General features: G+C 40.1%; 22 protein-coding genes and 6 tRNA genes. 19 read left to right on the top strand and 9 right to left on the bottom strand.

Annotated features, from left to right (window positions below; genetic code table 11):
* Positions 1-7: 7 nt before the first annotated feature.
* Together alr and ACZYT3_RS05320 are read right to left on the bottom strand one after the other, a co-directional pair.
* The gene (gene alr / locus ACZYT3_RS05325; protein ID WP_464087942.1) at positions 8-1,123 is read right to left on the bottom strand and encodes an alanine racemase; all 1,116 of its coding nucleotides are present in this window, start codon (positions 1,121-1,123) and stop codon (positions 8-10) included.
* Positions 1,124-1,540, bottom strand: coding sequence for a hypothetical protein (locus ACZYT3_RS05320; protein WP_464087941.1), 417 nt, complete (start codon positions 1,538-1,540; stop codon positions 1,124-1,126).
* A 206-nt stretch (positions 1,541-1,746) separates the two neighbouring features.
* Between ACZYT3_RS05320 and ACZYT3_RS05315 the strand changes: the two genes are divergently transcribed.
* The 6 genes from ACZYT3_RS05315 (at position 1,747) to ACZYT3_RS05290 (ending at position 2,260) form a co-directional block, all read left to right on the top strand.
* Positions 1,747-1,822, top strand: a tRNA-Val gene (locus tag ACZYT3_RS05315).
* A 7-nt stretch (positions 1,823-1,829) separates the two neighbouring features.
* Positions 1,830-1,905: transfer RNA gene (locus tag ACZYT3_RS05310), tRNA-Thr, on the top strand.
* Between the two features lie 13 nt (positions 1,906-1,918).
* Positions 1,919-2,003 (top strand) — tRNA-Tyr (locus ACZYT3_RS05305).
* Positions 2,004-2,012: 9 nt separating this feature from the next.
* Positions 2,013-2,088: transfer RNA gene (locus ACZYT3_RS05300), tRNA-Gln, on the top strand.
* A gap of 16 nt (positions 2,089-2,104) precedes the next feature.
* Positions 2,105-2,180: transfer RNA gene (locus ACZYT3_RS05295), tRNA-Lys, on the top strand.
* A gap of 6 nt (positions 2,181-2,186) precedes the next feature.
* Positions 2,187-2,260 (top strand) — tRNA-Gly (locus tag ACZYT3_RS05290).
* A gap of 461 nt (positions 2,261-2,721) precedes the next feature.
* On the opposite strand, the gene ACZYT3_RS05285 is transcribed toward ACZYT3_RS05290, so the two are convergent.
* A complete protein-coding gene (locus ACZYT3_RS05285) occupies positions 2,722-2,916 on the bottom strand; it encodes a hypothetical protein (protein WP_464087940.1) in 195 nt (64 codons plus the stop codon).
* A 493-nt stretch (positions 2,917-3,409) separates the two neighbouring features.
* Between ACZYT3_RS05285 and ACZYT3_RS05280 the strand changes: the two genes are divergently transcribed.
* On the top strand, positions 3,410-3,799 hold the full coding sequence (locus ACZYT3_RS05280; RefSeq protein ID WP_464087939.1) for a hypothetical protein: 390 nt from the start codon (positions 3,410-3,412) through the stop codon (positions 3,797-3,799).
* Positions 3,800-3,885: 86 nt separating this feature from the next.
* On the opposite strand, the gene ACZYT3_RS05275 is transcribed toward ACZYT3_RS05280, so the two are convergent.
* Together ACZYT3_RS05275 and ACZYT3_RS05270 are read right to left on the bottom strand one after the other, a co-directional pair.
* On the bottom strand, positions 3,886-4,686 hold the full coding sequence (locus ACZYT3_RS05275) for a glycerophosphodiester phosphodiesterase family protein (protein ID WP_464087938.1): 801 nt from the start codon (positions 4,684-4,686) through the stop codon (positions 3,886-3,888).
* The gene (locus tag ACZYT3_RS05270) at positions 4,683-5,936 is read right to left on the bottom strand and encodes an MFS transporter (RefSeq protein ID WP_464087937.1); all 1,254 of its coding nucleotides are present in this window, start codon (positions 5,934-5,936) and stop codon (positions 4,683-4,685) included. Before ACZYT3_RS05270 ends, ACZYT3_RS05275 begins: the two co-directional genes overlap by 4 nt.
* A gap of 299 nt (positions 5,937-6,235) precedes the next feature.
* Here ACZYT3_RS05270 and ACZYT3_RS05265 point away from each other — a divergent pair, with 299 nt between their 5' ends.
* From ACZYT3_RS05265 to pyrE, 3 genes are read left to right on the top strand one after another with little or no spacing between them, the layout of a single operon-like run.
* Positions 6,236-7,588: a dicarboxylate/amino acid:cation symporter gene (locus ACZYT3_RS05265; protein ID WP_464087936.1), complete on the top strand. Its 1,353-nt coding sequence runs from the start codon at positions 6,236-6,238 to the stop codon at positions 7,586-7,588.
* 30 nt (positions 7,589-7,618) lie between these two features.
* Positions 7,619-8,326, top strand: coding sequence for an orotidine-5'-phosphate decarboxylase (gene pyrF / locus ACZYT3_RS05260; RefSeq protein ID WP_464087935.1), 708 nt, complete (start codon positions 7,619-7,621; stop codon positions 8,324-8,326).
* Entirely contained in the window at positions 8,323-8,952 is a 630-nt protein-coding gene (gene pyrE / locus ACZYT3_RS05255) for an orotate phosphoribosyltransferase (RefSeq protein WP_464087934.1), read from the top strand. The genes pyrF and pyrE overlap by 4 nt, the downstream gene beginning before the upstream one ends.
* Before the next feature lie 9 nt (positions 8,953-8,961).
* Here pyrE and ACZYT3_RS05250 read toward each other — a convergent pair whose 3' ends face one another.
* A complete protein-coding gene (locus ACZYT3_RS05250) occupies positions 8,962-9,435 on the bottom strand; it encodes an N-acetyltransferase family protein (protein ID WP_464087933.1) in 474 nt (157 codons plus the stop codon).
* 143 nt (positions 9,436-9,578) lie between these two features.
* Here ACZYT3_RS05250 and ACZYT3_RS05245 point away from each other — a divergent pair, with 143 nt between their 5' ends.
* The 9 genes from ACZYT3_RS05245 to ACZYT3_RS05205 all read left to right on the top strand — a co-directional run bounded on the left by ACZYT3_RS05245 (position 9,579) and on the right by ACZYT3_RS05205 (position 17,909).
* Positions 9,579-11,210 (top strand): putative manganese-dependent inorganic diphosphatase, encoded by a 1,632-nt coding sequence (locus ACZYT3_RS05245; RefSeq protein ID WP_294561677.1) that lies wholly within the window; start codon positions 9,579-9,581, stop codon positions 11,208-11,210.
* 21 nt (positions 11,211-11,231) lie between these two features.
* Positions 11,232-11,690, top strand: coding sequence for a ribose 5-phosphate isomerase B (gene rpiB, locus ACZYT3_RS05240; RefSeq protein WP_464087932.1), 459 nt, complete (start codon positions 11,232-11,234; stop codon positions 11,688-11,690).
* A 36-nt stretch (positions 11,691-11,726) separates the two neighbouring features.
* The gene (locus ACZYT3_RS05235) at positions 11,727-12,164 is read left to right on the top strand and encodes a hypothetical protein (RefSeq protein WP_464087931.1); all 438 of its coding nucleotides are present in this window, start codon (positions 11,727-11,729) and stop codon (positions 12,162-12,164) included.
* 96 nt (positions 12,165-12,260) lie between these two features.
* Positions 12,261-12,923, top strand: coding sequence for a TVP38/TMEM64 family protein (locus tag ACZYT3_RS05230; RefSeq protein WP_464087930.1), 663 nt, complete (start codon positions 12,261-12,263; stop codon positions 12,921-12,923).
* A gap of 27 nt (positions 12,924-12,950) precedes the next feature.
* Positions 12,951-13,655 (top strand): response regulator transcription factor, encoded by a 705-nt coding sequence (locus tag ACZYT3_RS05225; RefSeq protein WP_464087929.1) that lies wholly within the window; start codon positions 12,951-12,953, stop codon positions 13,653-13,655.
* A gap of 7 nt (positions 13,656-13,662) precedes the next feature.
* The gene (locus ACZYT3_RS05220; RefSeq protein WP_464087928.1) at positions 13,663-15,765 is read left to right on the top strand and encodes a sensor histidine kinase; all 2,103 of its coding nucleotides are present in this window, start codon (positions 13,663-13,665) and stop codon (positions 15,763-15,765) included.
* Positions 15,758-15,928, top strand: a complete 171-nt coding sequence (locus tag ACZYT3_RS05215) for a hypothetical protein (RefSeq protein WP_294561671.1) — start codon at positions 15,758-15,760, stop codon at positions 15,926-15,928. The genes ACZYT3_RS05220 and ACZYT3_RS05215 overlap by 8 nt, the downstream gene beginning before the upstream one ends.
* A gap of 62 nt (positions 15,929-15,990) precedes the next feature.
* Positions 15,991-16,668 (top strand): TIGR00266 family protein, encoded by a 678-nt coding sequence (locus ACZYT3_RS05210; RefSeq protein WP_464087927.1) that lies wholly within the window; start codon positions 15,991-15,993, stop codon positions 16,666-16,668.
* A 77-nt stretch (positions 16,669-16,745) separates the two neighbouring features.
* Positions 16,746-17,909: a cation diffusion facilitator family transporter gene (locus ACZYT3_RS05205; RefSeq protein ID WP_464087926.1), complete on the top strand. Its 1,164-nt coding sequence runs from the start codon at positions 16,746-16,748 to the stop codon at positions 17,907-17,909.
* Here the strand turns inward: ACZYT3_RS05205 and ACZYT3_RS05200 are convergent.
* The 3 genes from ACZYT3_RS05200 to gdhA form a co-directional block, all read right to left on the bottom strand.
* On the bottom strand, positions 17,897-18,382 hold the full coding sequence (locus ACZYT3_RS05200) for a hypothetical protein (protein WP_294561668.1): 486 nt from the start codon (positions 18,380-18,382) through the stop codon (positions 17,897-17,899). The two genes, ACZYT3_RS05205 and ACZYT3_RS05200, sit on opposite strands and share 13 nt — an antisense overlap.
* Positions 18,383-18,400: 18 nt before the next feature.
* Positions 18,401-19,327 carry an AI-2E family transporter gene (locus ACZYT3_RS05195; RefSeq protein ID WP_464087925.1) on the bottom strand — a complete coding sequence of 309 codons (927 nt, stop codon included), beginning with the start codon at positions 19,325-19,327 and terminating at the stop codon, positions 18,401-18,403.
* A 90-nt stretch (positions 19,328-19,417) separates the two neighbouring features.
* Entirely contained in the window at positions 19,418-20,752 is a 1,335-nt protein-coding gene (gdhA, locus tag ACZYT3_RS05190) for an NADP-specific glutamate dehydrogenase (RefSeq protein WP_464087924.1), read from the bottom strand.
* Positions 20,753-20,940: the final 188 nt, after the last annotated feature.

Below are 20,940 nucleotides of genomic sequence, written 5' to 3'. Positions count from 1 at the left end.
TCATGAATCAAAACTCATGAAGCCGGTTGTTTATGACAGCCACCTCTTGCTGGTGATAATAGATTTTTCGTGGAATGCGATCGCTCAAAATACAAAGGATCTCATAAGGTATCGTATGCAGATCTTCAGCCATTTCGCAAATCGGACAATGAGAAGAAATAATTTCAACAGGTGTACCTGCCGGAAAAAAGTGAGGAAGCCTGACCATGCACTGATCCATACAGACTCTGCCCACTACTTCGACCCATTCATTTTCACAATAAAGAAAACGGCCTTGATTCGCTCTTAAAAAGCCATCGGCATAACCAATCGGCAAGGTGCCGATGAAACAGTCCTCATCTGCCTGATAAGTAGCTCCATAACCGACATGTTCACCTTTTTTGATTTTCTTGACACATGTCAGATGTGAAATCAGAGAAAGAGCAGGCTTTAAATCCAGATCAGTCGCAACAGGAGAGATGCCATACATGACAAGTCCGCAGCGGGCTGCATTGGTCAATGTATCTTCATACGTTAAGATGGCTGCACTGTTTTCAGCATGGATCCATTTAAAAGGATAGTTACATGATGTTACGATCTGTTTGAACTTATCAAACTGCCGCTCACACATTTCTTTCGAATCACTGTCGGCACAGGCATAATGTGTAAAAATACCTTCTGCGATACCATGGTGTCTTTGAATCAAATCAACAGCTTCAACGACTTCACCGATATTCCTTAATCCAATACGATTCATACCGGTATCGACCTTGATATGAAAGATAAGATGTTTGAGATTGGGATGAAGAGCAACTACTTCCTTCAGCCATTCACTTGAGATCACCGATACGCTAACACGGTGCTCGATCGCTATTGAAATATCCTTTGGACGGATGTGTCCTAAGATGAGTATCTGATCATAGAAACCCTGCCTTCGCAAAGCTAAGGCTTCATCCAAGGAGCTGACAGCCACCATGCAGCATCCCGATTCTATGGCCGTTTTTGCTGCCCAGTAATCATTATGCCCATAGGCATTGGCTTTTAAAACGGCTATGAGAGCATGAGAGGTCTTTTTTTTCAGCAAAGAAAGATTGTGAGCAATGGCATCACAATCAATTTTCGCATAAGTATCCCGATAATACATTTAAATGACTCTCGACTTTCCATAAGCTAAGGTGACGGCTCCTACCTTAATGATCAGTGACAACAATGAATTGATCGAAACATCAGCATAGCTTCTGATAACGGTAATAAGAGCTTCAAGCGGAAATGAAAAAGTAAGGGTTCCATATATAACAAACATATCCGACAATAAAATCACGATGATCGTACATACGACCGCAAGAACAGAGAACTTTATTTGAACCCCATGTCCTGTTTCCAAAATCAGCCAGCTCAAAAAGTAAGCGGCGGCCAGATAAAACAGGGACGAGCGCAGATGAATCATACGCTGGATAAGGACACAAACGATGATACTGAGAATCGTTCCGCCAATGGCAAACAGTAATGCCCGATTCCATCGTTGGCGCTGATTTAAAATCTTTGTATTAAAAATATCCATAAGATCACTCCTCGAGAAAGATTATAACACAAAAGATATCATCTTTATAGACAAGGATAAGTAAAAGAAAACCTATTTCCGTGTTCATAAAATAAAGACTTTTACCAATATTCACAAATTTTGAAAAAAATAGATTTTTTTGTTGACATCACATATTCTCAATGGTATTATATTAAAGCACCTAGGCAACTAGGTTAAATATACATGGAGGTTTAGCTCAGTTGGGAGAGCGTCTGCCTTACAAGCAGAGGGTCAGCGGTTCGAGCCCGTTAACCTCCACCATTTTTCTGCCGACTTAGCTCAACTGGTAGAGCAACTGACTTGTAATCAGTAGGTTGGGGGTTCAAGTCCTCTAGTCGGCACCAGTTTTATTGAACTGGGGGGATAGCGAAGTGGCTAAACGCGGCTGACTGTAACTCAGTTCCTTAACGGTTCGGCAGTTCGAATCTGCCTCCCCCCACCATTTTTTTGTTGGGGCATAGCCAAGCGGTAAGGCACTAGACTTTGACTCTAGCATTTCACTGGTTCGAATCCAGTTGCCCCAGCCAAATAAAAAACATTCTTGACTCGTTAGCTCAGTTGGTAGAGCATTTGACTTTTAATCAAAGGGTCTGGAGTTCGAATCTCCAACGAGTCACCATCTTTTGCGGGTGTAGTTCAATGGTAGAACTTCAGCCTTCCAAGCTGACTACGTGGGTTCGATTCCCATCACCCGCTCCATTTGAACACAACTTACGGACTGTAAAAAGCTCGTAAGTTTTTATTTTATATAAAAGCAATGTCCTCTTTTCAGGAAGGAGGACATTTTTTATGCTTGAATTTAAGACTATTCAGAATTTAAAACCGAATCCGGAAATACTTAAAGTTATTAAAGATTATAAGTATAAAATTAAATCAAATTATAGCACCTATAAAATACTATAATTACATATCCTATTATTCTTACAAACAAAAATACAAAGTTTATCCGGTAAGCTATTTTATATTAAAGAGCATAAACAAAAATATAATCTCAAAGTATTAAACAAATTTTAAATAATTTAAAGTTTAGAGAATACTCTTCTTTTTTGTATTATTATATCCTTTAATTCCAACATTTCCACCGTATTTCATACCGCTATCTGAAATAAAATCTTCGCACTTGATTTTAACATTCATATAAGTTGTAATTTTATGATTCTTTATTGTTTTTTATCTTTATTTCGATGAGTAGATGATAAGCATAAGAATGATGATCCTAAACATAAAAACACTACTGCAGTATTAGTATTCTTATCAATAAAATTCATGACAGATACGATATAAAAACTTATTGACGCAACTAGAAAACATATAAAGTTTATCTTTTCTTTGTTGTCTTTTTGTTCATTTTTCATTTTTACCTCCTCAACAAATTACTATTTAACGATTTGCTCGTTTGGTTTTAATATATAATATTTCTGGAAAGAGAACGTAGTTTGTGATATCCGGAATTATTTACAAATATCACTCACTGATTCAATTTTATCATAGACCTCATTGCATTTAAAGAGTATATATTCATTACATTTTTAGTTATTATATAAGTGAAAAGAATAAAGGGAAAAGTCTTATGTAAGAGGTAGTGAAATTGATCATATTCATTTCTTATAGCCGGTACTGACATTTTCTTATCATAATTATTCACTCAAAGGCTGAGTGGAAACCATCAAATCGATATCTATGGTGTTTTATTGTTTTATTAAAAAAAGAATCCTCAGTGGCATTTAGACAGATAATCAATGGTATGAGCTAAACAGATTTGAATATCAAAAGATACAAGAACAATGCTTTGATCAGAGATAAAGTGTTTATGAAAATAAAAACATATAAAATAAAGAGGAGAAATTTATGAAATCATTAAAATTTTGGTTATGGTGCATCATTATTTTCTGGTCAGTCTTTGTAATGGCCTGTGGGGCTGTCGGCATAAGCAATCTTGATTTTCGAATAGGAAGTCTTGGGATCATCGCAATGGTGTATATGATCTTATGTATTTATATGGAAATGCGATCACATCCTGACGGATTATACAAATTAGCAGGAAGCATGATTATTATCGTTGTGACATTATTTTTAGGCTATTTTACGTATTGGGTGTCATTAACGATGAATTCAAGCTTGATTTCGCTTGCGGAAAAACAAGAAATTGCCCTTTTTCATACTTTATTTGTAATTAATTTATTCTTATTTGCCTATATGATTTCGTTGTTGATCACAAATAGGAATCATAATGACTAAGATTGAAAAAAGATGATCCCATCAGATCATCTTTTTAGTCAGAGATATCTTTAAGATTTTGAATCCCGGGGTGAAAAAACCTGAATTTATTTAGGCAGAAAGTTTTCGAAGATGATGATATCATAATCATTTCTTACTTTCTTAAATTCATCTTCACTTTTACATGTCCACCCAACGCTGCAAATAAACCTTTTCAACAGCTGAAAGCTCAATTCATGGGCATCTTTGATATCATAAGCAATAAAATCCGGCCGGGAGAGAAAATTTGCACATAAGTGCTTAAATAGAAAGCCCATGAGAGGATGAACCTCTTTGTTTTTAGAAAAATCACTGCTTAATTGTCCTCGTATGACATGTGAGCGATGTTTCATATACCAGTGCATGGCCAGAGGATTAAAGGATTCAACTACATAGTTGTCATGATATGCATCCAGTAATCGTGCTGTCAGCTCACAGGTCTTACAATCAATGCTTTTTTGTTTGATTTCAACGATGATGGGAACCTGATGATCGATCAGCTCTAAGACAGATTTGAGCGTAGGAATCGTATATTCAGTATTGAAAAGGCGATATTGACACAGCTCTTCATAAGTACAGGTATCGATTTCCTTATCAATGCCGCAGACTCTTTTTAAATTAAAATCGTGACATATGACAACGACATCATCCTTGGTAAGCTGTACATCCAATTCAATGCCATAATTGTGCTTTATCGCATTTTCAAAGGCCTTCAGACTGTTTTCGGGATATTTTTCATTATGTAGTCCACGATGGGCATAATCAACTGATTGATACCTTAAGAGTTCCTTTTTCTTTGAAAAACGGGGAAATATCAGAAAAAGATAGAAAAACAGCAATAAGAATAAAAAAATCACTAACCAGATCATGCATCCATCTCCTCAAACGCTTCGATTCCTTTTGCACCGGCACATTTTTCATCGCCATGTGCTACCTGTGTAAATGTGATAAAGGCCAATAAGGTACAGATAAAGGCATAAGGAAATAAGGAGCCATAGCCTGTCAGATCGATAAAGAGGCCGGAAAGGATCGGGGTGATGATCTGTGCAGACATGGAGAAGGTATAATAGATGCCGGTATATTTTCCTGTATCGCCTTCACTTGCCATTGCCACGACCATCGGGTAGCTGTTGACATTGATGCTGGCCCAGGCGATACCGACGCAGGCAAAGATAAGATAAGCGAGCGGTGACAGACTTGTGAACCAGCCGCCGACAAGAAAGCTGAAGCTTAATAAGATGATACCGAACTGAATCATTTTTTTGCGGCCGAATCTTGCGGATAACTGTCCGATAGGAAGGTAGGCAATCGTTGCGGCAGCCGTGGCGATCAGCATCAGGGTAGCACTTGAGCCGGCTCCTTTATCCCATATGGCAGCAGCATAGCGGGAAAAGGCGGTGGTAACTGCATTATAGCCCATGAACCAAAAGGCAATGGAAAATAAAAGAAAGGATAAGGAACGCTTTACATCTTTAGGCAACTGCTTATGTGACTGTATGAGCGGTTCATCCCTGCTGCTTTCAATCGTTTGCTTCTTTTCTTTGACAGTGATGAACAGCAATGCTGCGCTTACCAGCATGATAGCAGCAAGAGAAATAAATAAAGGAAGATAATTTTCAACACCTTCGGGTACGAAGAGGCTGATCAGGATCAGTGCCAGCATTCCGCCAATGGCTCCCATTAAATTGATGATGGCATTGGCTTTTGAAAGCAAAGGCTTGGGTGTTAAGTCGGGCATGAGCGCAACTGAGGGTGATCGATAGGACTGCATGGCAATCAAGGTCAAGGCCAGGGCGATGATGAAAAGAGCGATTGATTTCATATTGGCGGCAATCGGTATCAGGATCAAAAAGACTGCGGCAGTGAAGGAGCCTGTCAGAATAAAGGGCATTCTTTTTCCTAAACGGGTATCGATCTTGTCTGAAAGACTTCCGAAAAATGGCAGCATGAACAAAGCCAGGATATTATCAAATGACATGATGATACCGATCAGCGTCGCATTCAGATGAAAGGTATGATCCAGCATCAAGGGAATGATTTGATCATAGAGCTGCCAGAAGGCACAGATAGACATAAAGGCAAGTCCGATAAAAAATGTTTGTTTTGTATTTAGTTTCATCATATACTCCTTTTTTATGTTTCTATTGTAGCATTCTTTCTTTCATAACAAAATATAAAAAGGTGGTTTATTTATATTATTTAATTTGATTTTATATATTTTTTACTAAAAAATGACAAAATTCATAATTGACATTTCTTTCTTTTTTCCTATAATAGATACGGACAACCTTTAATATAGTACGAGAGACTATGAAGGATGACAGACAACATTTTTTTAGCTGTATCCAGGCTATTTCTGTTTATATGATTTCCTCATAAGTCTCGACTTATGAGGTTTTTTTATAAGGAGAGAGAGTTATGTCAAAAAAGTCTACAACAAAATTGGCCGCAAAAATGATGCTTGCTTTATTATTCGGGCTTATTTGCGGAGTTGCCATGATCGCATTGCGTGAAAATCTGAATGCTAATGGCAATGCAGAACTGTGGAATCAGATCAATTCATTATTATTTGCTGATATTACCGCACAGGGCAATGAAAGTGCCTTGGGAATATTTTATATTCTCGGACAGCTGTTTATTCGCGGCTTGCAGGTGGTCATCATTCCGATGGTATTTACGAGCATCGTCTTGGCGATGATTCAGATCACCGATACTAAAAAATTGGGCCGTATTTCTTCAAAAACGCTTATATGCTTCCTGTTTACAACAACAGTGGCATTGATTCTTGCCGCGATTGCCGGCTATGTGACGTATCAGATGGGCTTTTTCAGCAATACATCCCTGGCAGGACTTGAAACATCCACCAGTACAACAGGAAGCAATCCTCTGAATATCTTATTAGAAGCAATGCCAAATAATGTTACTTCGGCTTTTTCAAATAACAGTGGCGTGCTGGCTGTACTGGTCATGGCGATCGGCATCGGACTGGCGATGAATTCAAGTAAGAAAAAGATGGAAACCTTCCAAAAGCTTTGTGAAGAAATCAGTGATATCATTACGATCATCTTAGGCTTCATCATTCATAAATTTGGTCCTCTGGCAATCTTCGTGCTGATTACGAGAACCTTTGCGGTCTATGGCATCAATTATTTGAAGCCGGCCTTAGCCTATGTGATCTTGACCGTTGTCTTGCTGCTGGCCGTGCTGATCTTCGGTTATGCGCTGTTCGTGTGGATCGCAGCCGGCGTCAATCCGAGGCAGTTTGTCAAGAAGGTCAGCAAGGTAGCCCTGTTTGGCTTTTCTACCTCTTCAAGTGCAGCGACATTGCCTTTGAATTTGAAAACGGCAACGAAGGAGCTGGGCGTTCATGAAGAAATTGCTTCATTCGTGCTTCCTTTGGGAATGACGATCAATATGGATGGAACAGCGATCATGCAGATGATTGCAACGATCTTTATTGCCAGCTGCGGCGGTTATGAGATTACTTTTCAAGCCTTGTTGGTGGTAGGTATTTTGGCACTGGTGGCTTCGATCGGAACACCGGCCGCACCGGGAGCAGGGGCTGTCATTCTCTTTACGATCCTTTCCGGCATGGGATATGGCAATGATATGGCGTTGATGGCTTATACGCTGATTTTGGCAATCAATCGTCCGATCGAGATGCTGTGTACGGCCTTAAATGTCGTAGGTGATACCGCATGCTCGATGGTGGTTGCCAAGAGTGAAAAATTATTGGATGAAGACGCTTATTATGCGGAAAGCAAAGAATAAGCTGAAATGATTTAAAAAGGGAGGTACACAATGAAAAGAGAGGTCATAATTGCCTGTGATTTTTCAAGTCAGCAGGAAACATTAGAATTTTTGGAGCGGTTCACGGAAGAAAAGCCGTTCGTTAAAATTGGCATGGAGCTGTTTTATGCGGAAGGGCCTGCAATCGTTCGTGAGATCAAAAAAAGAGGCCATAAGATCTTTTTGGATCTAAAGCTTCATGATATTCCCAATACCGTATATAAAGCAATGATGAATCTGGCTAAGCTGGATGTCGATATGATCAATGTTCATGCAGGCGGTACGATCGAAATGATGAAAGCAGCCAAAGATGCCTTGGTAAAGATGCATTCAAAGGCAATATTGCTGGCTGTGACGCAGCTGACCAGCACCAGTGAAGAGAGGATGCATGAAGAGCTGTGGATCGATCATGGCATGGAGGAAACGGTACAGCATTATGCATATAACGCAAAACTTGCCGGCTGTGACGGGGTTATCTGTTCACCCTTGGAGGTTGCGGCAGTAAGTACAAGGTGCGGCAAAGATTTTGTGACGGTAACACCGGGCATTCGTTTTGCCAGTGATTCTAAGGGTGATCAGAAGCGTGTGACAACACCTGCCAAGGCACATCAATTGGGGTCACATTATATCGTTGTCGGCCGTTCGATTACCGGAAGCAGTGATCCACTCGCTGCTTATCGCAAGGCAAGCCGGGAGTTTGAAAGCGGGGATGAAGCATGAAAAGATTGATTGCGAAAGATTTATTATCTATTCAGGCTGTCTTTTTACGTCCCCAAGAGCCTTTTGTATGGGCCAGCGGTATCAAAAGTCCGATCTATTGTGACAATCGTTTGACCTTATCGGATGTCAGGGTACGCAATGATGTCGAGCATGCCCTTGCGAAGATCATTGAAACGCATTATCCTGAATGTGAAGCAGTCATGGGAACAAGTACGGCGGGAATTGCTCATGCAGCCATCGTTGCGACCATTCTCAACAAACCTATGGGCTATGTGCGTGCCAGTGCCAAGGATCATGGCCGGAATAATCGTATCGAAGGAAAATGTGAACCGCATACGAAGGTCGTCGTTATTGAAGATCTGATATCTACGGCAGGAAGCTGCATCGAAGTCGTAGAAGCTTTGCGGGAAGCAAAAGCAGAGGTTTTGGGCATTGCCAGCATCTTTACCTATGGCATGAAAAAAGCGGCCCAGCGGCTTGAAGAGCACCATGTTCAAAATATATCCGCAAGTGACTATGATACCCTTTTAGAGGTTGCGGCTGAAGAAGGCTACATAAAAAAAGATCAGATCGAAAATCTGATCCGATTCAGAGATAATCCCAATGATGAAAGCTGGATGAAATGATCCGGCTTTTTATTTTAAGATCATTTCCATACCGATCTTTTGTGGCTTGAGTCCTAATGATTCATAAAATTTCATGGCTTTTTCATTGAGACACCAGACATTCAGGGTCACATTGTAACACTTCTTCTTTTTCGCAAAATCAACGACATAATGATAAAGAGCTGTACCGATGTGCTGTCCCCGGTATTTTTCATCAACACATAAATCATCGATATAAAGCGTTTTGATATCGGTCATGATCGGGTGAGCGACATATTGTTGGAAGATGCAGAAGGCATATCCCATGACCTCATCGTTATCATCCACAGCTACAAAGACAGGTCGTTTTTCATCATGAAGCATCTTTTTCAGATCCTCATCGCTGTATTTTCTGCCGCCTGCCTTAAACAGATCCTTTCTTCCTTCATGATGGATCTGATTCACCTGTATCAAAAGGGCATTGATTCGCTTGACATCTTTTTCTTCAGCTTTTCTTATATGCATAAAAACCTCCTTTTTTTCTTATTTTATCATATTTCATATGAGTTTGAAATCTTATGTAATCCTGAAGCAGAAAATGCTCATGTTCAATGAATTTGGTTGAAAAAAAAGTATATTTCGTTTATCATAAAAGCAGGTGGTAAAAAGTGAATAAAACAATTTTTGTAACAGGACATAAAAATCCTGATTCAGATTCCATATGCAGTGCATTGGCATATGCAAATCTAAAGCAGCTTTTAGGAGAAAGCGCCATCGCTGTACGTTTAGGAGCATTAAATGACGAATCAAAATATATCCTCAAACGTTTCAATGTAGAAGGACCTTTTCTTTTAAAAGATGCCAGAAGCCAGTTAAGGGATATCGCCATGGATGAGCCGACCTTGATCCCGATGAATATGACGATGGCCAAGGCATGGCAAAAGCTCTATACGGTAAAAAACAAATCCTTATTCGTCGTAGATGAACATTCTAAGCTGCAAGGCATCATATCGACTTCCAATCTTTCCAGTACGAGGGGAATGAGCGATGAACAGCTCAACTCCCTGATGTCAAAGGCCTCTGTCAAACAGATTGCCGATACGATCCAGGGTAAGATCATCATCGAACCGGACCATTATGAAAGTGATGGAAGCATATATATCGTCACGCTGATCAACGGATCACATTATTCAGAAGAATTCAAAGACAGCATCGTTATCTTAAGCGATGGAGATGAAAAACAGCGTCAGCTGATCGAATGTGGCGTCAAATGTCTGATCATTACCTGCAAGGAGCAGGTATCGGAGGAAAACCGTCTGCTGGCCTTGAAAAAAGGCTGTGCAATCATTCAGACCGATCTGGATACGATGAAGGTGGCCAAGGTGATCACAGAGTCAATACCGGTGGAATATGTGATGACACGCAATGTGGTTACCTGTCTGGATACCGAATATGTCAATGATGTTTCCCAGCGGCTTTCACATACCCGTTATCGTTCTTATCCGGTCATCAATCAGTTTGGAAATATCGTAGGAGCGATCTCTCGTTATCATTTAAGCAATTATGAACGGCGCAGGTTCATTCTGGTCGATCACAGCGCTAAGAATCAGACCATCAATAATATTGATGAAGCGATCATAGAAGAAATCATCGATCATCATCATATCGGAGATATCCAGACGACATATCCGATCTATTATCGCAATATGCGCTGCGGCTGTACCTCAAGCATCATCGCACAGATATATCAGGAAAACGGGATTACGCCTGAAAAAGAGTTTGCGGGACTGATGCTGGGTGCCATCATCAGTGATACGATGTATTTTAAATCGAAGACAACGACAGAATTTGATAAACGAATGGCACGATGGCTTGCCGATCTGGCACAGGTTGATCTCAATGAATTTGCCTTAGGTGTATTAAGTGCTTCGATCTCACTGAAAAAGAGCACTCCTGAAAATATCTTGAACCGTGACCTGAAAACTTATGAAATCGGTAAATATAAGATAGCAATCGGGCAGACTAATTTTGAACATATGGAAGATATCCAATCGATCCTTCCTTCGTTTAAGGAATATATCGAAAAGGAACAGAGTGAGAAAAATTATGATCTGGTGATCATGATGTTCTCAAATATCATGGCTGAAGGAAGCATGTTCGTTTACAGCGGTCCACTTAAAAATATCATGAAGGATCTCATTGAAACGGAAATTGATGAAATGAGCGGTTATGACAGTGAGATCATCTCCCGTAAGCAGCAATTAGTACCAAAGCTTTCTAATTTACTTAAGATGATGTAAGATCATAGAAATGGAGAAAATATGAAAATAGGAATCGGAAATGATCATTCGGCAGTAGAGATGAAAAAAGAAATCTCGGCATATTTGCAGGCGAAAGGATATGAGATCATCAATTATGGTACAGACAGCACAGAAAGTTATCCATATCCCAAAGCAGCAGTGGCGGTGGCACATGCAGTCGTCGATAAAGAAGTAGATTGCGGCATCCTTATCTGCGGTACAGGGATCGGCATCGGTATTGCCGCCAATAAGGTGAAGGGCATTCGTTGTGCGACCTGCTCGGAGCCGTATAGTGCCAAATTATCAAAAATGCATAATAATTCCAATATTCTTTCATTTGGGGCACGTGTCGTGGGTATTGAGCTGGCGAAGATGATCGTTGACAGCTGGCTGGAAGCTGAATTTGAAGAAGGACGTCATGCCCAGCGTGTAAAGATGATCGAAGAAATTGAAAATAATGAAGGTTTGATGAATAAATAAACAAATTCCTCCCATAGTAGCTATGGGAGGAATTTTATGAAACTTATATATATATTATGTTTATCAATGCTGCTAAGCGGATGCAGCTGGTTTGGCCAGAATGAAGTAACACAGGAAGATCCGTCGGCAAATCAGCCTGTCAAAACAAGTGAAATGAAGGATATGTTTTCTTATTTTGATCAACAGGGTCTGGAATATGATAATGCCAAGGATATGGAAGTCGTCGATATCAATGCCCATGAAGGAAAAGCCTTTGAATATCAGGGAAATCCGGTCTATTTGTATCGGATGAACATGCAGGATGAAAAAATATCCAGCTGGATGAAAGAAATCAAAAACAGCGGTAAGGTAACGATCAATCAGAATGGAACGGATGAAAGCTATGATGCGCTTATCAATGGGGAGTATCTGATGGTAACCAAACAGGGTACGGATCTTAATAAGTTATCTGAAGCTTTTAAGAAATACGAATAGAAGCACTGCTTCTATTTTTTTTAGAAAAATTTAAGAATTTCCTCTGTTTTCTTTTTATAAGTATTGCTTAGAATGATCGTGTTAGGAGAATCAGATATGAAAATGTCAACGAAAAATAAAATGATCCTTGTATCATGTGTCATTGTCTTAGCTATAATTACAGTGGTAAGTTTATTGAATTTTGATATGAATAAGATTCTTGAAACTGTTGAAGCTATGCCAATAGGACTTAAGGTCTTATCCATGATCGGACTGATCGCTGCCCAGATCTTTCTTGCCTTTCTTCCGGGAGAACCCCTGGAGCTGGCCAGCGGTTATTTATTTGGTGCATGGAATGGTACGCTGATCTGTCTGATCGGCTCATTTCTCGGGACCCTGCTTGTGTATGGCCTGGTGCGCATCTTCCGTCATAAGATCATTGATGTCATGTTTGCTTCCGACAAAGTAAAAGAAGCAGAAGCGCTGATCGCATCTAAAAAAAGCATGTTCTGGATCTTTGTCTTATTTCTGATACCCGGATCGCCCAAGGATGTCATGACCTATCTTGTCAGTCTAGGAAATATCCGTTTGGTGAAATGGCTGGCATTGACGACGATCGGACGTATCCCCAGCATCATCACATCGACCTTTTTGTCAGCTTCTTTTAAGAGCGGGGATCTTGTCATGACGACCATGATCGCACTCATTACGCTGCTTCTAGTGATCGGCGGAGCCATTTATTATAAAAGAGTCATTCAAAAAAATGATAAAATCGTATAAAATGGAAAAGGCGAGGGGGAGTGAGATATGAAACATACGATACTTGTAGTAGAAGATGAAAAGGGGATCCGGGAAACGGTGGCTGTTTTCCTGAAGAATCAGGGCTATGAGGTCATAGAGACCGTTGATGGCATGGAAGGATTGGAGAAGATGAAGGAGCATAAGATCCATCTGGTTATCGCAGATGTGATGATGCCGAAGATGGATGGATTGACGATGGTCATGAGGCTTAGAGAAACAGATGATGTTCCCGTTATCTTTTTAAGTGCAAAAAGCGAAGATATCGATAAGATCACCGGTTTAAATTTAGGGGCTGATGATTATGTGACCAAGCCCTTTGAGCCTATGGAGCTGATTGCCCGAGTGAATTCCAATATTCGCCGTTATGACCAGATCTTAAAGCTGAAAGGCGGCAATGTTGAAGAAAACAGCCATAAGCTGATCGTTGGCGGATTGGAATTAGATACGTTTACAAAGGAAGTCAGCGTCAATGGAAGGACGATTCGTCTGACAGCGAAGGAATTTGCGATCCTCCAGCTTCTGATGGAATATCCGGGACGCGTCTATTCGGCAGAGGAAATTTATGAAGCGGTGTGGAAGGAAGAGGCGGTCAATACGGAAACGATCATGGTCCATGTACGAAAGCTTAGAGAAAAGATCGAAGTGAATCCAAAGCATCCCGAATACTTAAAGGTCGTTTGGGGCATTGGCTATAAGATAGAAAGAAAGTAGGAAGATTATGAGAAAAAAGAAAAATATCTTTATGATCGTATTTACCCTTTTATTGCTTGTTATGAGCTCAAGCTTTGTCTTTTTGTCAGGCAAGGCCCATACAAGCGTAAAAGAAAATATACAGGTTCATCCGGTGCTGGAAAGAGAAATGAAGCTGTTTGTGCTTTCGATCGTACAAGAGGTCGATGAAAGCTATCAATTGCTTTCCTTTGATGAAAGCTTCAGCGATGAAGACAAAAAACAGATCGGGGAAATGATGGATCAGATCATCAATGATATCCGGTATAAATTTGATGATGATGCGGATTTTGTCTATCAGGTCACACAGACAATGACCAAAACACAGCTTTCCAATCATTATGAGCGCATTCATGAAGGCGATGATATCAATGATTATTATTTTTATGATCTTTTACGATTTGATGGAGATGGAAAGATCATCAATGAAGGAGATCTTCATATTGAAGAAGCGAGTGATTTCAATCTGTTTGATCTGATCATACCTTATTATGATGATTATCAGAATACCGCTTATTTCATGGGCAATGAATTTCCTTCTTTAGAAGGGGTATCGATCAATATGCCAAAAAATATTGAGATCAGGATGATCGTACCCTCAAGTTTGACATCTTTCGGCTATGTTACCTATATGCTGGATAATTGGGAAAATAATAACGGTTTTGCGGTCATATCACTGCTTCTTTTCTCAGCGGTATTGATCTTATTTTTCCTGATCTATCCGATATCCATCGTTGAGCAGGCACCTGTTTTCAGAAGCATCATCAAACAGAAGGGTGAAATCATGTTTTCCGTTCTTTGCATTCTGATCAGCATCGGATGCACCGCCTGTCTTTTTATCAGCTATTATTCTCTGAATGATTCTTTTGGACGTCTTTTAAACATCTATCAGATCGCATATCCTCAATATATCGTACCTTTTGTCAATGGTTTGATATGGTTCATCACTCTTTTTATGATCTCATTGGGGTTATATTATATCAAATATATGTTTGCCCATGGTTTTGGACGGTATGTAAGAGAAGATACGTTTATCGGGGCATTCTGTAAATGGATCAAAAGGAAAATGAATCAGCTTGCGGAAGTAGACCTCAGTCAGCCTGTAAATCGGCCATTGATGCAGTTTATGCTGATCCAGCTTGTCATTATCTTATTGCTTGTCTGGGGACCTTTTGGTTATGTGTTTGCGATCCTTTATGTCTTGGGATTATTTTTCTGGCTTTTGAATAAGGTCAAGAAGATACAAAAGGATTATCAGAAGCTGTTAAAGGCTGCCGAAGAATTAAGCAAAGGAAATTTTGATCAGGAAATGAGCGAGGATGTTGGTGTCTTTAATGCATTGAATGAGGAATTTGCCCATATCAAGAGCGGCTTTGAAAAAGCAGTCGAGGATGAGATCAAATCTTCCAATATGAAGACCGAGCTGATCAGCGATGTATCCCATGATCTGAAAACTCCTCTGACCTGCATCAAAAACTATATCGTATTGCTTCAGGATGAATCCATCAGCGATGAAACACGTCAGGAATATCTAAAAAATCTGGCTTATTATTCCAGCCGTCTGACGACATTGATCGAAGATCTCTTTGAGGTCAGCAAGGTCAACAGCGGCAATGTTCAGCTGGATTGCGTTGATTTGAATATCGTTGCTTTGATCGAGCAGATATGTGCGGAAAGCGAGGAGATGCTGCAGTCGAAAAATTTGAAGGTCATCAGTCATTATGATAAAAATGAGATCATGCTGTATCTGGATGGAGGCAAGACATGCCGCATCTTTGAAAATCCATTTACGAATATCGGTAAATATGCCATGCCGGAGAGCCGTGTCTATATCGATGTAAGGGATGAAAATGATGCGGTAAGAATTGAATTGAAAAATATGAGCGAAGCGGAGATGAATTTCACACCGGAAGAGATCGTTGAACGCTTTGTACGTGGTGATAAATCAAGGCATGAAAGCGGCAGCGGTCTTGGATTGGCTATTGCCCAAAGCTTTACGGAAATTCAAAACGGTGAATTTAAGATCGAGATTGACGGTGATCTGTTTAAAGTCATCATTCGTTTTTTCAGAAAGGAAAATATTGATGAATGAGCATATGCGCTATCTTATTCTGGGAATCATATTCTCTTTGATCGGTGCCATTGCGCTCATGGAAGGAATTGATATGAACGAGATGATCATGATTGCCGGAGGGATCGTTTGTCTGGTTTATGGAATGTATTGTTTTTTTACAGGAGGAAAGTTTTCAGAATAATTAAAAAATACGGTTTTTTCCAATTTATGTATGCTATACTATAATCAGATGGAGGAACTTGTATGAAATATGAAATCAAAGGAGGACAGCTTCCAATCGTTAGCTGTACCTTAGAAAAAAATGAAAGCATCGTAACGGAATCGGGAGGCATGTGCTGGATGGATGACTGCTTTGAGATGGAAACATCTACCCGCGGCGGAGCGATGAAAGGGCTGATGCGTGCCTTTAGCGGTGAATCTATTTTTATGACTTCTTACACCTGTACCAAGGATGGAGGAAACATTGCCTTCGGTTCTTCATTTCCGGGTAAGATCATGCCTGTGAAACTGGATGGAAGCAAGTCGATCATTGCCCAGAAGACAGCGTTTCTAGCGAGCGAAGAGGGAGTTGAGCTCAACATTCATTTTCGTAAGAAATTAGGAACCGGCTTTTTTGGCGGTGAAGGCTTTATCTTGCAGCGGCTCAGCGGCCGGGGAGTAGCTTTTCTGGAAATTGACGGGGATCTGGTAGAAAGAGATCTTGCCGCAGGGGAGAAAATCAAGGTAGATCAGGGATATGTGGCTTTTTTCGAAGAAACAGTGAAGTTTGATATCGACACTGTCAAAGGAATGAAAAATAAACTGTTTTCAGGTGAAGGTTTCTTTGTCGCAACCTTGGAAGGACCGGGAAAGGTCTGGCTGCAGACCATGCCATTTAGCGTTTTGGCAGATCGAATCATTGCCTTAGTTCCTAAAAAATAGACCATCTTCTTCTAAGAAGATGGCTTTCTTTATTGAAACTTTTCTTAAAAGTTGTATAATAGCAAAAAGGTGAGAATATGTTAAGTAAGTTTATATTGAAAAAAGCAAATGTGCAAGGAAAGGCGACGGCCCAGCAGCGTGAGCAGGTAGGACGGATGACCAGTTATGTAGGAATTATATTGAATATTTCTTTATCTTTGATGAAGATGATCTCCGGCATTGTCTTTCATTCTGTTTCCATTCTGGCAGATGGTGTCAATAACCTTTCTGATGCGGGCAATTCACTGATTCTTCTGATCAGCTTCAAGCTGAGCAGCAAGGAAGCAGATGCAGAGCATCCCTTCGGTCATGAAAGAATTGAATATCTGGCAAGCTGTATCGTAGCTTTATCGATCCTGCTTTTAGGTGTTGAGCTGTTCCGCTCTTCCTTAGACAAAATACTGCATCCGAGCGATATTGATTTTTCTGTCTTGCTGGTCGTTGTTTTATGTGCTTCAATTGTAGGAAAGCTTCTTTTGTATCAGTTTTATAAAAACTGCGCCAAAGGAATAGAATCAACGGTTCTTGAAGCAAGTGCTCAGGACAGCATCAATGATGTTTATTCGACCACAGCAGTATTAGCTGCGACCTTGCTGTATCGTTTCTTCAATTTGAATCTGGATGGCTACATGGGGGTCGGTGTCGCAATTTTAATTTTTATCAGTGGTATTTCCATCATGAAGGATGCCGCAAATAAGATCCTGGGAGAAGCACCGGATAAGGAATTTGTAGCTTCGATGGAAAAGAAGATCTGCAGTTATCCCGGTATTTACGGCATTCATGATCTCATGGTCCACAGCTATGGTCCTAACCGTTGCTTTGTCAGCGCTCATGCGGAGGTTGACAGTAAAGTCGATATTCTCGTATCCCATGATCTGATCGATCAAATTGAAAAGGATTTTTTAGAAGAAGGTATCCATCTGGTCATTCATCTGGATCCGATCGTTTTAGATAATCCATTGATCAATCAGCTTAAGGAAGAGGTATCTGCCTGTGTCCGGGAGCTTTCGGATGATCTGAAGATCCACGATTTCCGGGCGGTTTTGGGAAAGACCCATTCAAATTTGATTTTCGATTGTGTAATTCCTTATTCATGTCCTGTCAAAAAAGAGGAAATTGAAAAGCATCTTCAAGAGATGCTTTCGAAAAAGAAAGAAAAGTATTATTGTGTCATTACTTTTGAACGTCCTTATAACGGATAATTGAGAGGAAGATATTCTTCGTGAATCTTTACATAAGTCAAATGATGAATTTCATAACGAAATTCATTTTTATTTGCACTTGCATAAACAGCATAGATCTCTGAAAGCGAATAAGAATGTGAAACAGACAAGACGGTCTGTATCAATGTAGGAAGGCCGGCTTCTTTCAATGCAAGCAAGTCATCCTTAGAGTAGCTGTCTTTCAGATCGACATATTCTTGAATATTGAGGTCATATGCCTGATTTAATGTGGCAATCAGACAATCGCTTTGATCCGTGAAATCGACCTGTCCCAGCAAATAGCTTTGGTCAGCGATACAAGCGACAGGAAGTTTCATATTTTCCTCTAATACAAGAATCTGAATAGGATCAACAGCGGTATCAATGACATAATACTGTGAGGTTGGTGTATTGTATATTACACTTTGAACACTCGAAGAAGAGAAAAGCATCAGCATCAACAGATATTTCATAAGTTCACCCCTGTTATTCTAGCCCTTTTGTTTTTCTTTATACCATATAAGAAGCAAGACACAAAAAATAGGAGCATAGAAAAAACCGATCCATCCGAAAAGATGGGAACAGATAAACATCATGGTGAGATGAAGCAGCAAAGGAATATCGAGCTGCTTCGAAAGAATTTTCGGTTCGATGAAAAAACGAAGCCCCGTAATGATAAGATAAAGCAGCAAGAGAGAAAAAGCCTTATTGCTTTGAATAAGAAAGAGATAGATCGTATAGGGAAGCAGGATGAAGCCGATACCGATAAGGGGCATCGAATCAAATGCTGCAGCCAGCAATGATAAAAAAAGGGCATGGTCGATCTGTAAGATCAACAGTCCTAAAAAACAAAGACTGCCTGTGATCAAAAATAATTTGAAAGAAGAGATCAGCATGGAAAAGAAGGTCTGAAATAAGATGGCCTGAAGTGCCTGTGCCTGATGAAAAAGTAAAGGTGACAGGGTAAGAAGAATACGTCCGAGGGCATGGATGTCCAAAAGGAAAAGAAAGGTAAGAAGCATTGTCATAAAAAGAAAGGAAAGGATCTTTGGCAGCAAAATCAAAAAAGAAGAAACCAGCGGTAATATTTTTTGAAGCAAAGCGATCATTGGTTCATGAAGGAGCTGTAAAAGAAAATGATCATTATTCATGTAAGCAAGCAGTGCTTCGATAAAAGCAGGTAAATCAAAATAAACCTGCTTGATTTGCATATAAAAGAAAATGATCACAAAAAAGAGGGCCGAAAAAATAAAGAGCAGCAGAAGAAAATAAACGATGAAAGACGAGCCTTTAAAACGGGAAATCAGCTTTGCAAGCATAAAGCCGCAGATAAAAGGCGCTAAAACGAAAAAACAGTATTTAAAAAAAAGATAGATGGATAAGAAAATGATGATCCATCTTAATTTAGTACGATCCATGTTTCATTGTATGCCTGAAAAACAAGAAAATGATTGCAGTAAATTATTAGAAAACTGCTTTTTCCAATAAAAAAAGGCACCTGAAGTGCCTTATACGATTCCTTGAGCCTGCATGGCTTTCGCAACTTTTTCAAATCCGGCGATATTTGCACCAACTACAAAGTTATTTTCTGCACCATATTCCTTAGCTGTCTTAGAAACCGTTTCATAGATATTTTCCATGATTCCTTTTAATTTGCTGTCAACTTCCTCAAATGTCCAGCTTAAACGCTGTGAATTCTGTGACATTTCAAGTCCGCTGCAGGCAACTCCGCCGGCATTGCTGGCTTTTCCAGGAGCATAGAGTACATGATTTTGTTGGAGAACGTGAATTGCTTCAGGCGTTGTCGGCATATTTGCTCCTTCTGCAACAGCAATACAACCGTTTGCCACTAATGTTTTGGCGCTGTTCTCATCTAATTCATTTTGAGTGGCACATGGCAGGGCGATATCGCAAGGAATCGTCCAGATACCACTGCTGCCTTCATGATATTCAGCGTTTTTATGCGTTTCGCAGTATTCTTTGATACGTCCGCGTCTGACTTCCTTGATTTCTTTGACAAGATCAAGATCCACCCCATCAGCATCATAGATATAACCGTTTGAATCAGAAAGTGCTACGACCTTGGCACCTAACTGCATCGCCTTTTCAGCAGCATAGATGGCCACATTACCGCTGCCGCTGATGACCACTCTCTTGCCTTCAAACGTGTTTCCGTGATCCTTCAGCATCGCTTCTGTAAAGTAACAAAGACCATAGCCGGTAGCTTCCGTACGTGTCAAAGAACCGCCCCACGTAAGACCTTTGCCCGTCAATACACCTGTAAACTGATTGGCAATCTTTTTATATTGTCCAAACAGATAACCAACTTCACGTCCGCCGACACCGATATCACCGGCAGGAACATCGGTATCTGCACCGATATGACGATATAATTCATTCATGAAGCTTTGACAGAAACGCATGACCTCACCGTCGCTCTTGCCTTTCGGGTCAAAGTCACTGCCGCCTTTTCCACCGCCCAATGGCAGTGTTGTCAGCGAATTCTTGAACACCTGTTCAAATCCTAAGAATTTGATGATGCTTAAGTTAACGGAAGGGTGAAAACGAAGACCGCCCTTATAAGGTCCTAATGCGGAATTAAACTGTACACGATAACCGCGGTTGACCTGTACGTTTCCATCATCATCTACCCAGGGAACACGGAACATGATCACTCTTTCAGGTTCCACGATCCTTTCCAAAAGGTTATCTTTTAAGTATTCCGGATGCTTGCTTTCAACAAGCTTTAATGAATCCAGCACTTCATCCACGGCCTGAAGAAATTCAGGTTCATGAGGATTGCGCTTTAATAGTTTTTCTTTTACTGCATCAAATTGGTTCATAAAATGATTTCTCCTTTATAGATATATTATAGCCTTATTTCCAATATTTGAAAACAAGTTTAAAAAAATTTCATAAATTTTTCACAGATTTACATCCATGAATCAATCAGAAGCATCTGGGATACCGGAATGCATGTATTGATGAGAGTTATTCATCTGCCCTTAGAAAGAGAGTGCTGTTGTTTAAA

This window comes from Traorella sp. mt218 (genome assembly GCF_055420025.1).
The sequence above is the reverse complement of the archived record's forward strand: the minus strand, read 5'-3'. Positions and strand labels throughout refer to the sequence as shown.

Coding starts and splice junctions, on each gene's coding strand:
- alr (WP_464087942.1), bottom strand. CDS start 1,123: ATGTATTATCGGGATACTTATGCGAAAATTGATTGTGATGCCATTGCT.
- ACZYT3_RS05320 (WP_464087941.1), bottom strand. CDS start 1,540: ATGGATATTTTTAATACAAAGATTTTAAATCAGCGCCAACGATGGAAT.
- ACZYT3_RS05285 (WP_464087940.1), bottom strand. CDS start 2,916: ATGAAAAATGAACAAAAAGACAACAAAGAAAAGATAAACTTTATATGT.
- ACZYT3_RS05280 (WP_464087939.1), top strand. CDS start 3,410: ATGAAATCATTAAAATTTTGGTTATGGTGCATCATTATTTTCTGGTCA.
- ACZYT3_RS05275 (WP_464087938.1), bottom strand. CDS start 4,686: ATGATCTGGTTAGTGATTTTTTTATTCTTATTGCTGTTTTTCTATCTT.
- ACZYT3_RS05270 (WP_464087937.1), bottom strand. CDS start 5,936: ATGAAACTAAATACAAAACAAACATTTTTTATCGGACTTGCCTTTATG.
- ACZYT3_RS05265 (WP_464087936.1), top strand. CDS start 6,236: ATGTCAAAAAAGTCTACAACAAAATTGGCCGCAAAAATGATGCTTGCT.
- pyrF (WP_464087935.1), top strand. CDS start 7,619: ATGAAAAGAGAGGTCATAATTGCCTGTGATTTTTCAAGTCAGCAGGAA.
- pyrE (WP_464087934.1), top strand. CDS start 8,323: ATGAAAAGATTGATTGCGAAAGATTTATTATCTATTCAGGCTGTCTTT.
- ACZYT3_RS05250 (WP_464087933.1), bottom strand. CDS start 9,435: ATGCATATAAGAAAAGCTGAAGAAAAAGATGTCAAGCGAATCAATGCC.
- rpiB (WP_464087932.1), top strand. CDS start 11,232: ATGAAAATAGGAATCGGAAATGATCATTCGGCAGTAGAGATGAAAAAA.
- ACZYT3_RS05235 (WP_464087931.1), top strand. CDS start 11,727: ATGAAACTTATATATATATTATGTTTATCAATGCTGCTAAGCGGATGC.
- ACZYT3_RS05230 (WP_464087930.1), top strand. CDS start 12,261: ATGAAAATGTCAACGAAAAATAAAATGATCCTTGTATCATGTGTCATT.
- ACZYT3_RS05225 (WP_464087929.1), top strand. CDS start 12,951: ATGAAACATACGATACTTGTAGTAGAAGATGAAAAGGGGATCCGGGAA.
- ACZYT3_RS05220 (WP_464087928.1), top strand. CDS start 13,663: ATGAGAAAAAAGAAAAATATCTTTATGATCGTATTTACCCTTTTATTG.
- ACZYT3_RS05215 (WP_294561671.1), top strand. CDS start 15,758: ATGAATGAGCATATGCGCTATCTTATTCTGGGAATCATATTCTCTTTG.
- ACZYT3_RS05210 (WP_464087927.1), top strand. CDS start 15,991: ATGAAATATGAAATCAAAGGAGGACAGCTTCCAATCGTTAGCTGTACC.
- ACZYT3_RS05205 (WP_464087926.1), top strand. CDS start 16,746: ATGTTAAGTAAGTTTATATTGAAAAAAGCAAATGTGCAAGGAAAGGCG.
- ACZYT3_RS05200 (WP_294561668.1), bottom strand. CDS start 18,382: ATGAAATATCTGTTGATGCTGATGCTTTTCTCTTCTTCGAGTGTTCAA.
- ACZYT3_RS05195 (WP_464087925.1), bottom strand. CDS start 19,327: ATGGATCGTACTAAATTAAGATGGATCATCATTTTCTTATCCATCTAT.
- gdhA (WP_464087924.1), bottom strand. CDS start 20,752: ATGAACCAATTTGATGCAGTAAAAGAAAAACTATTAAAGCGCAATCCT.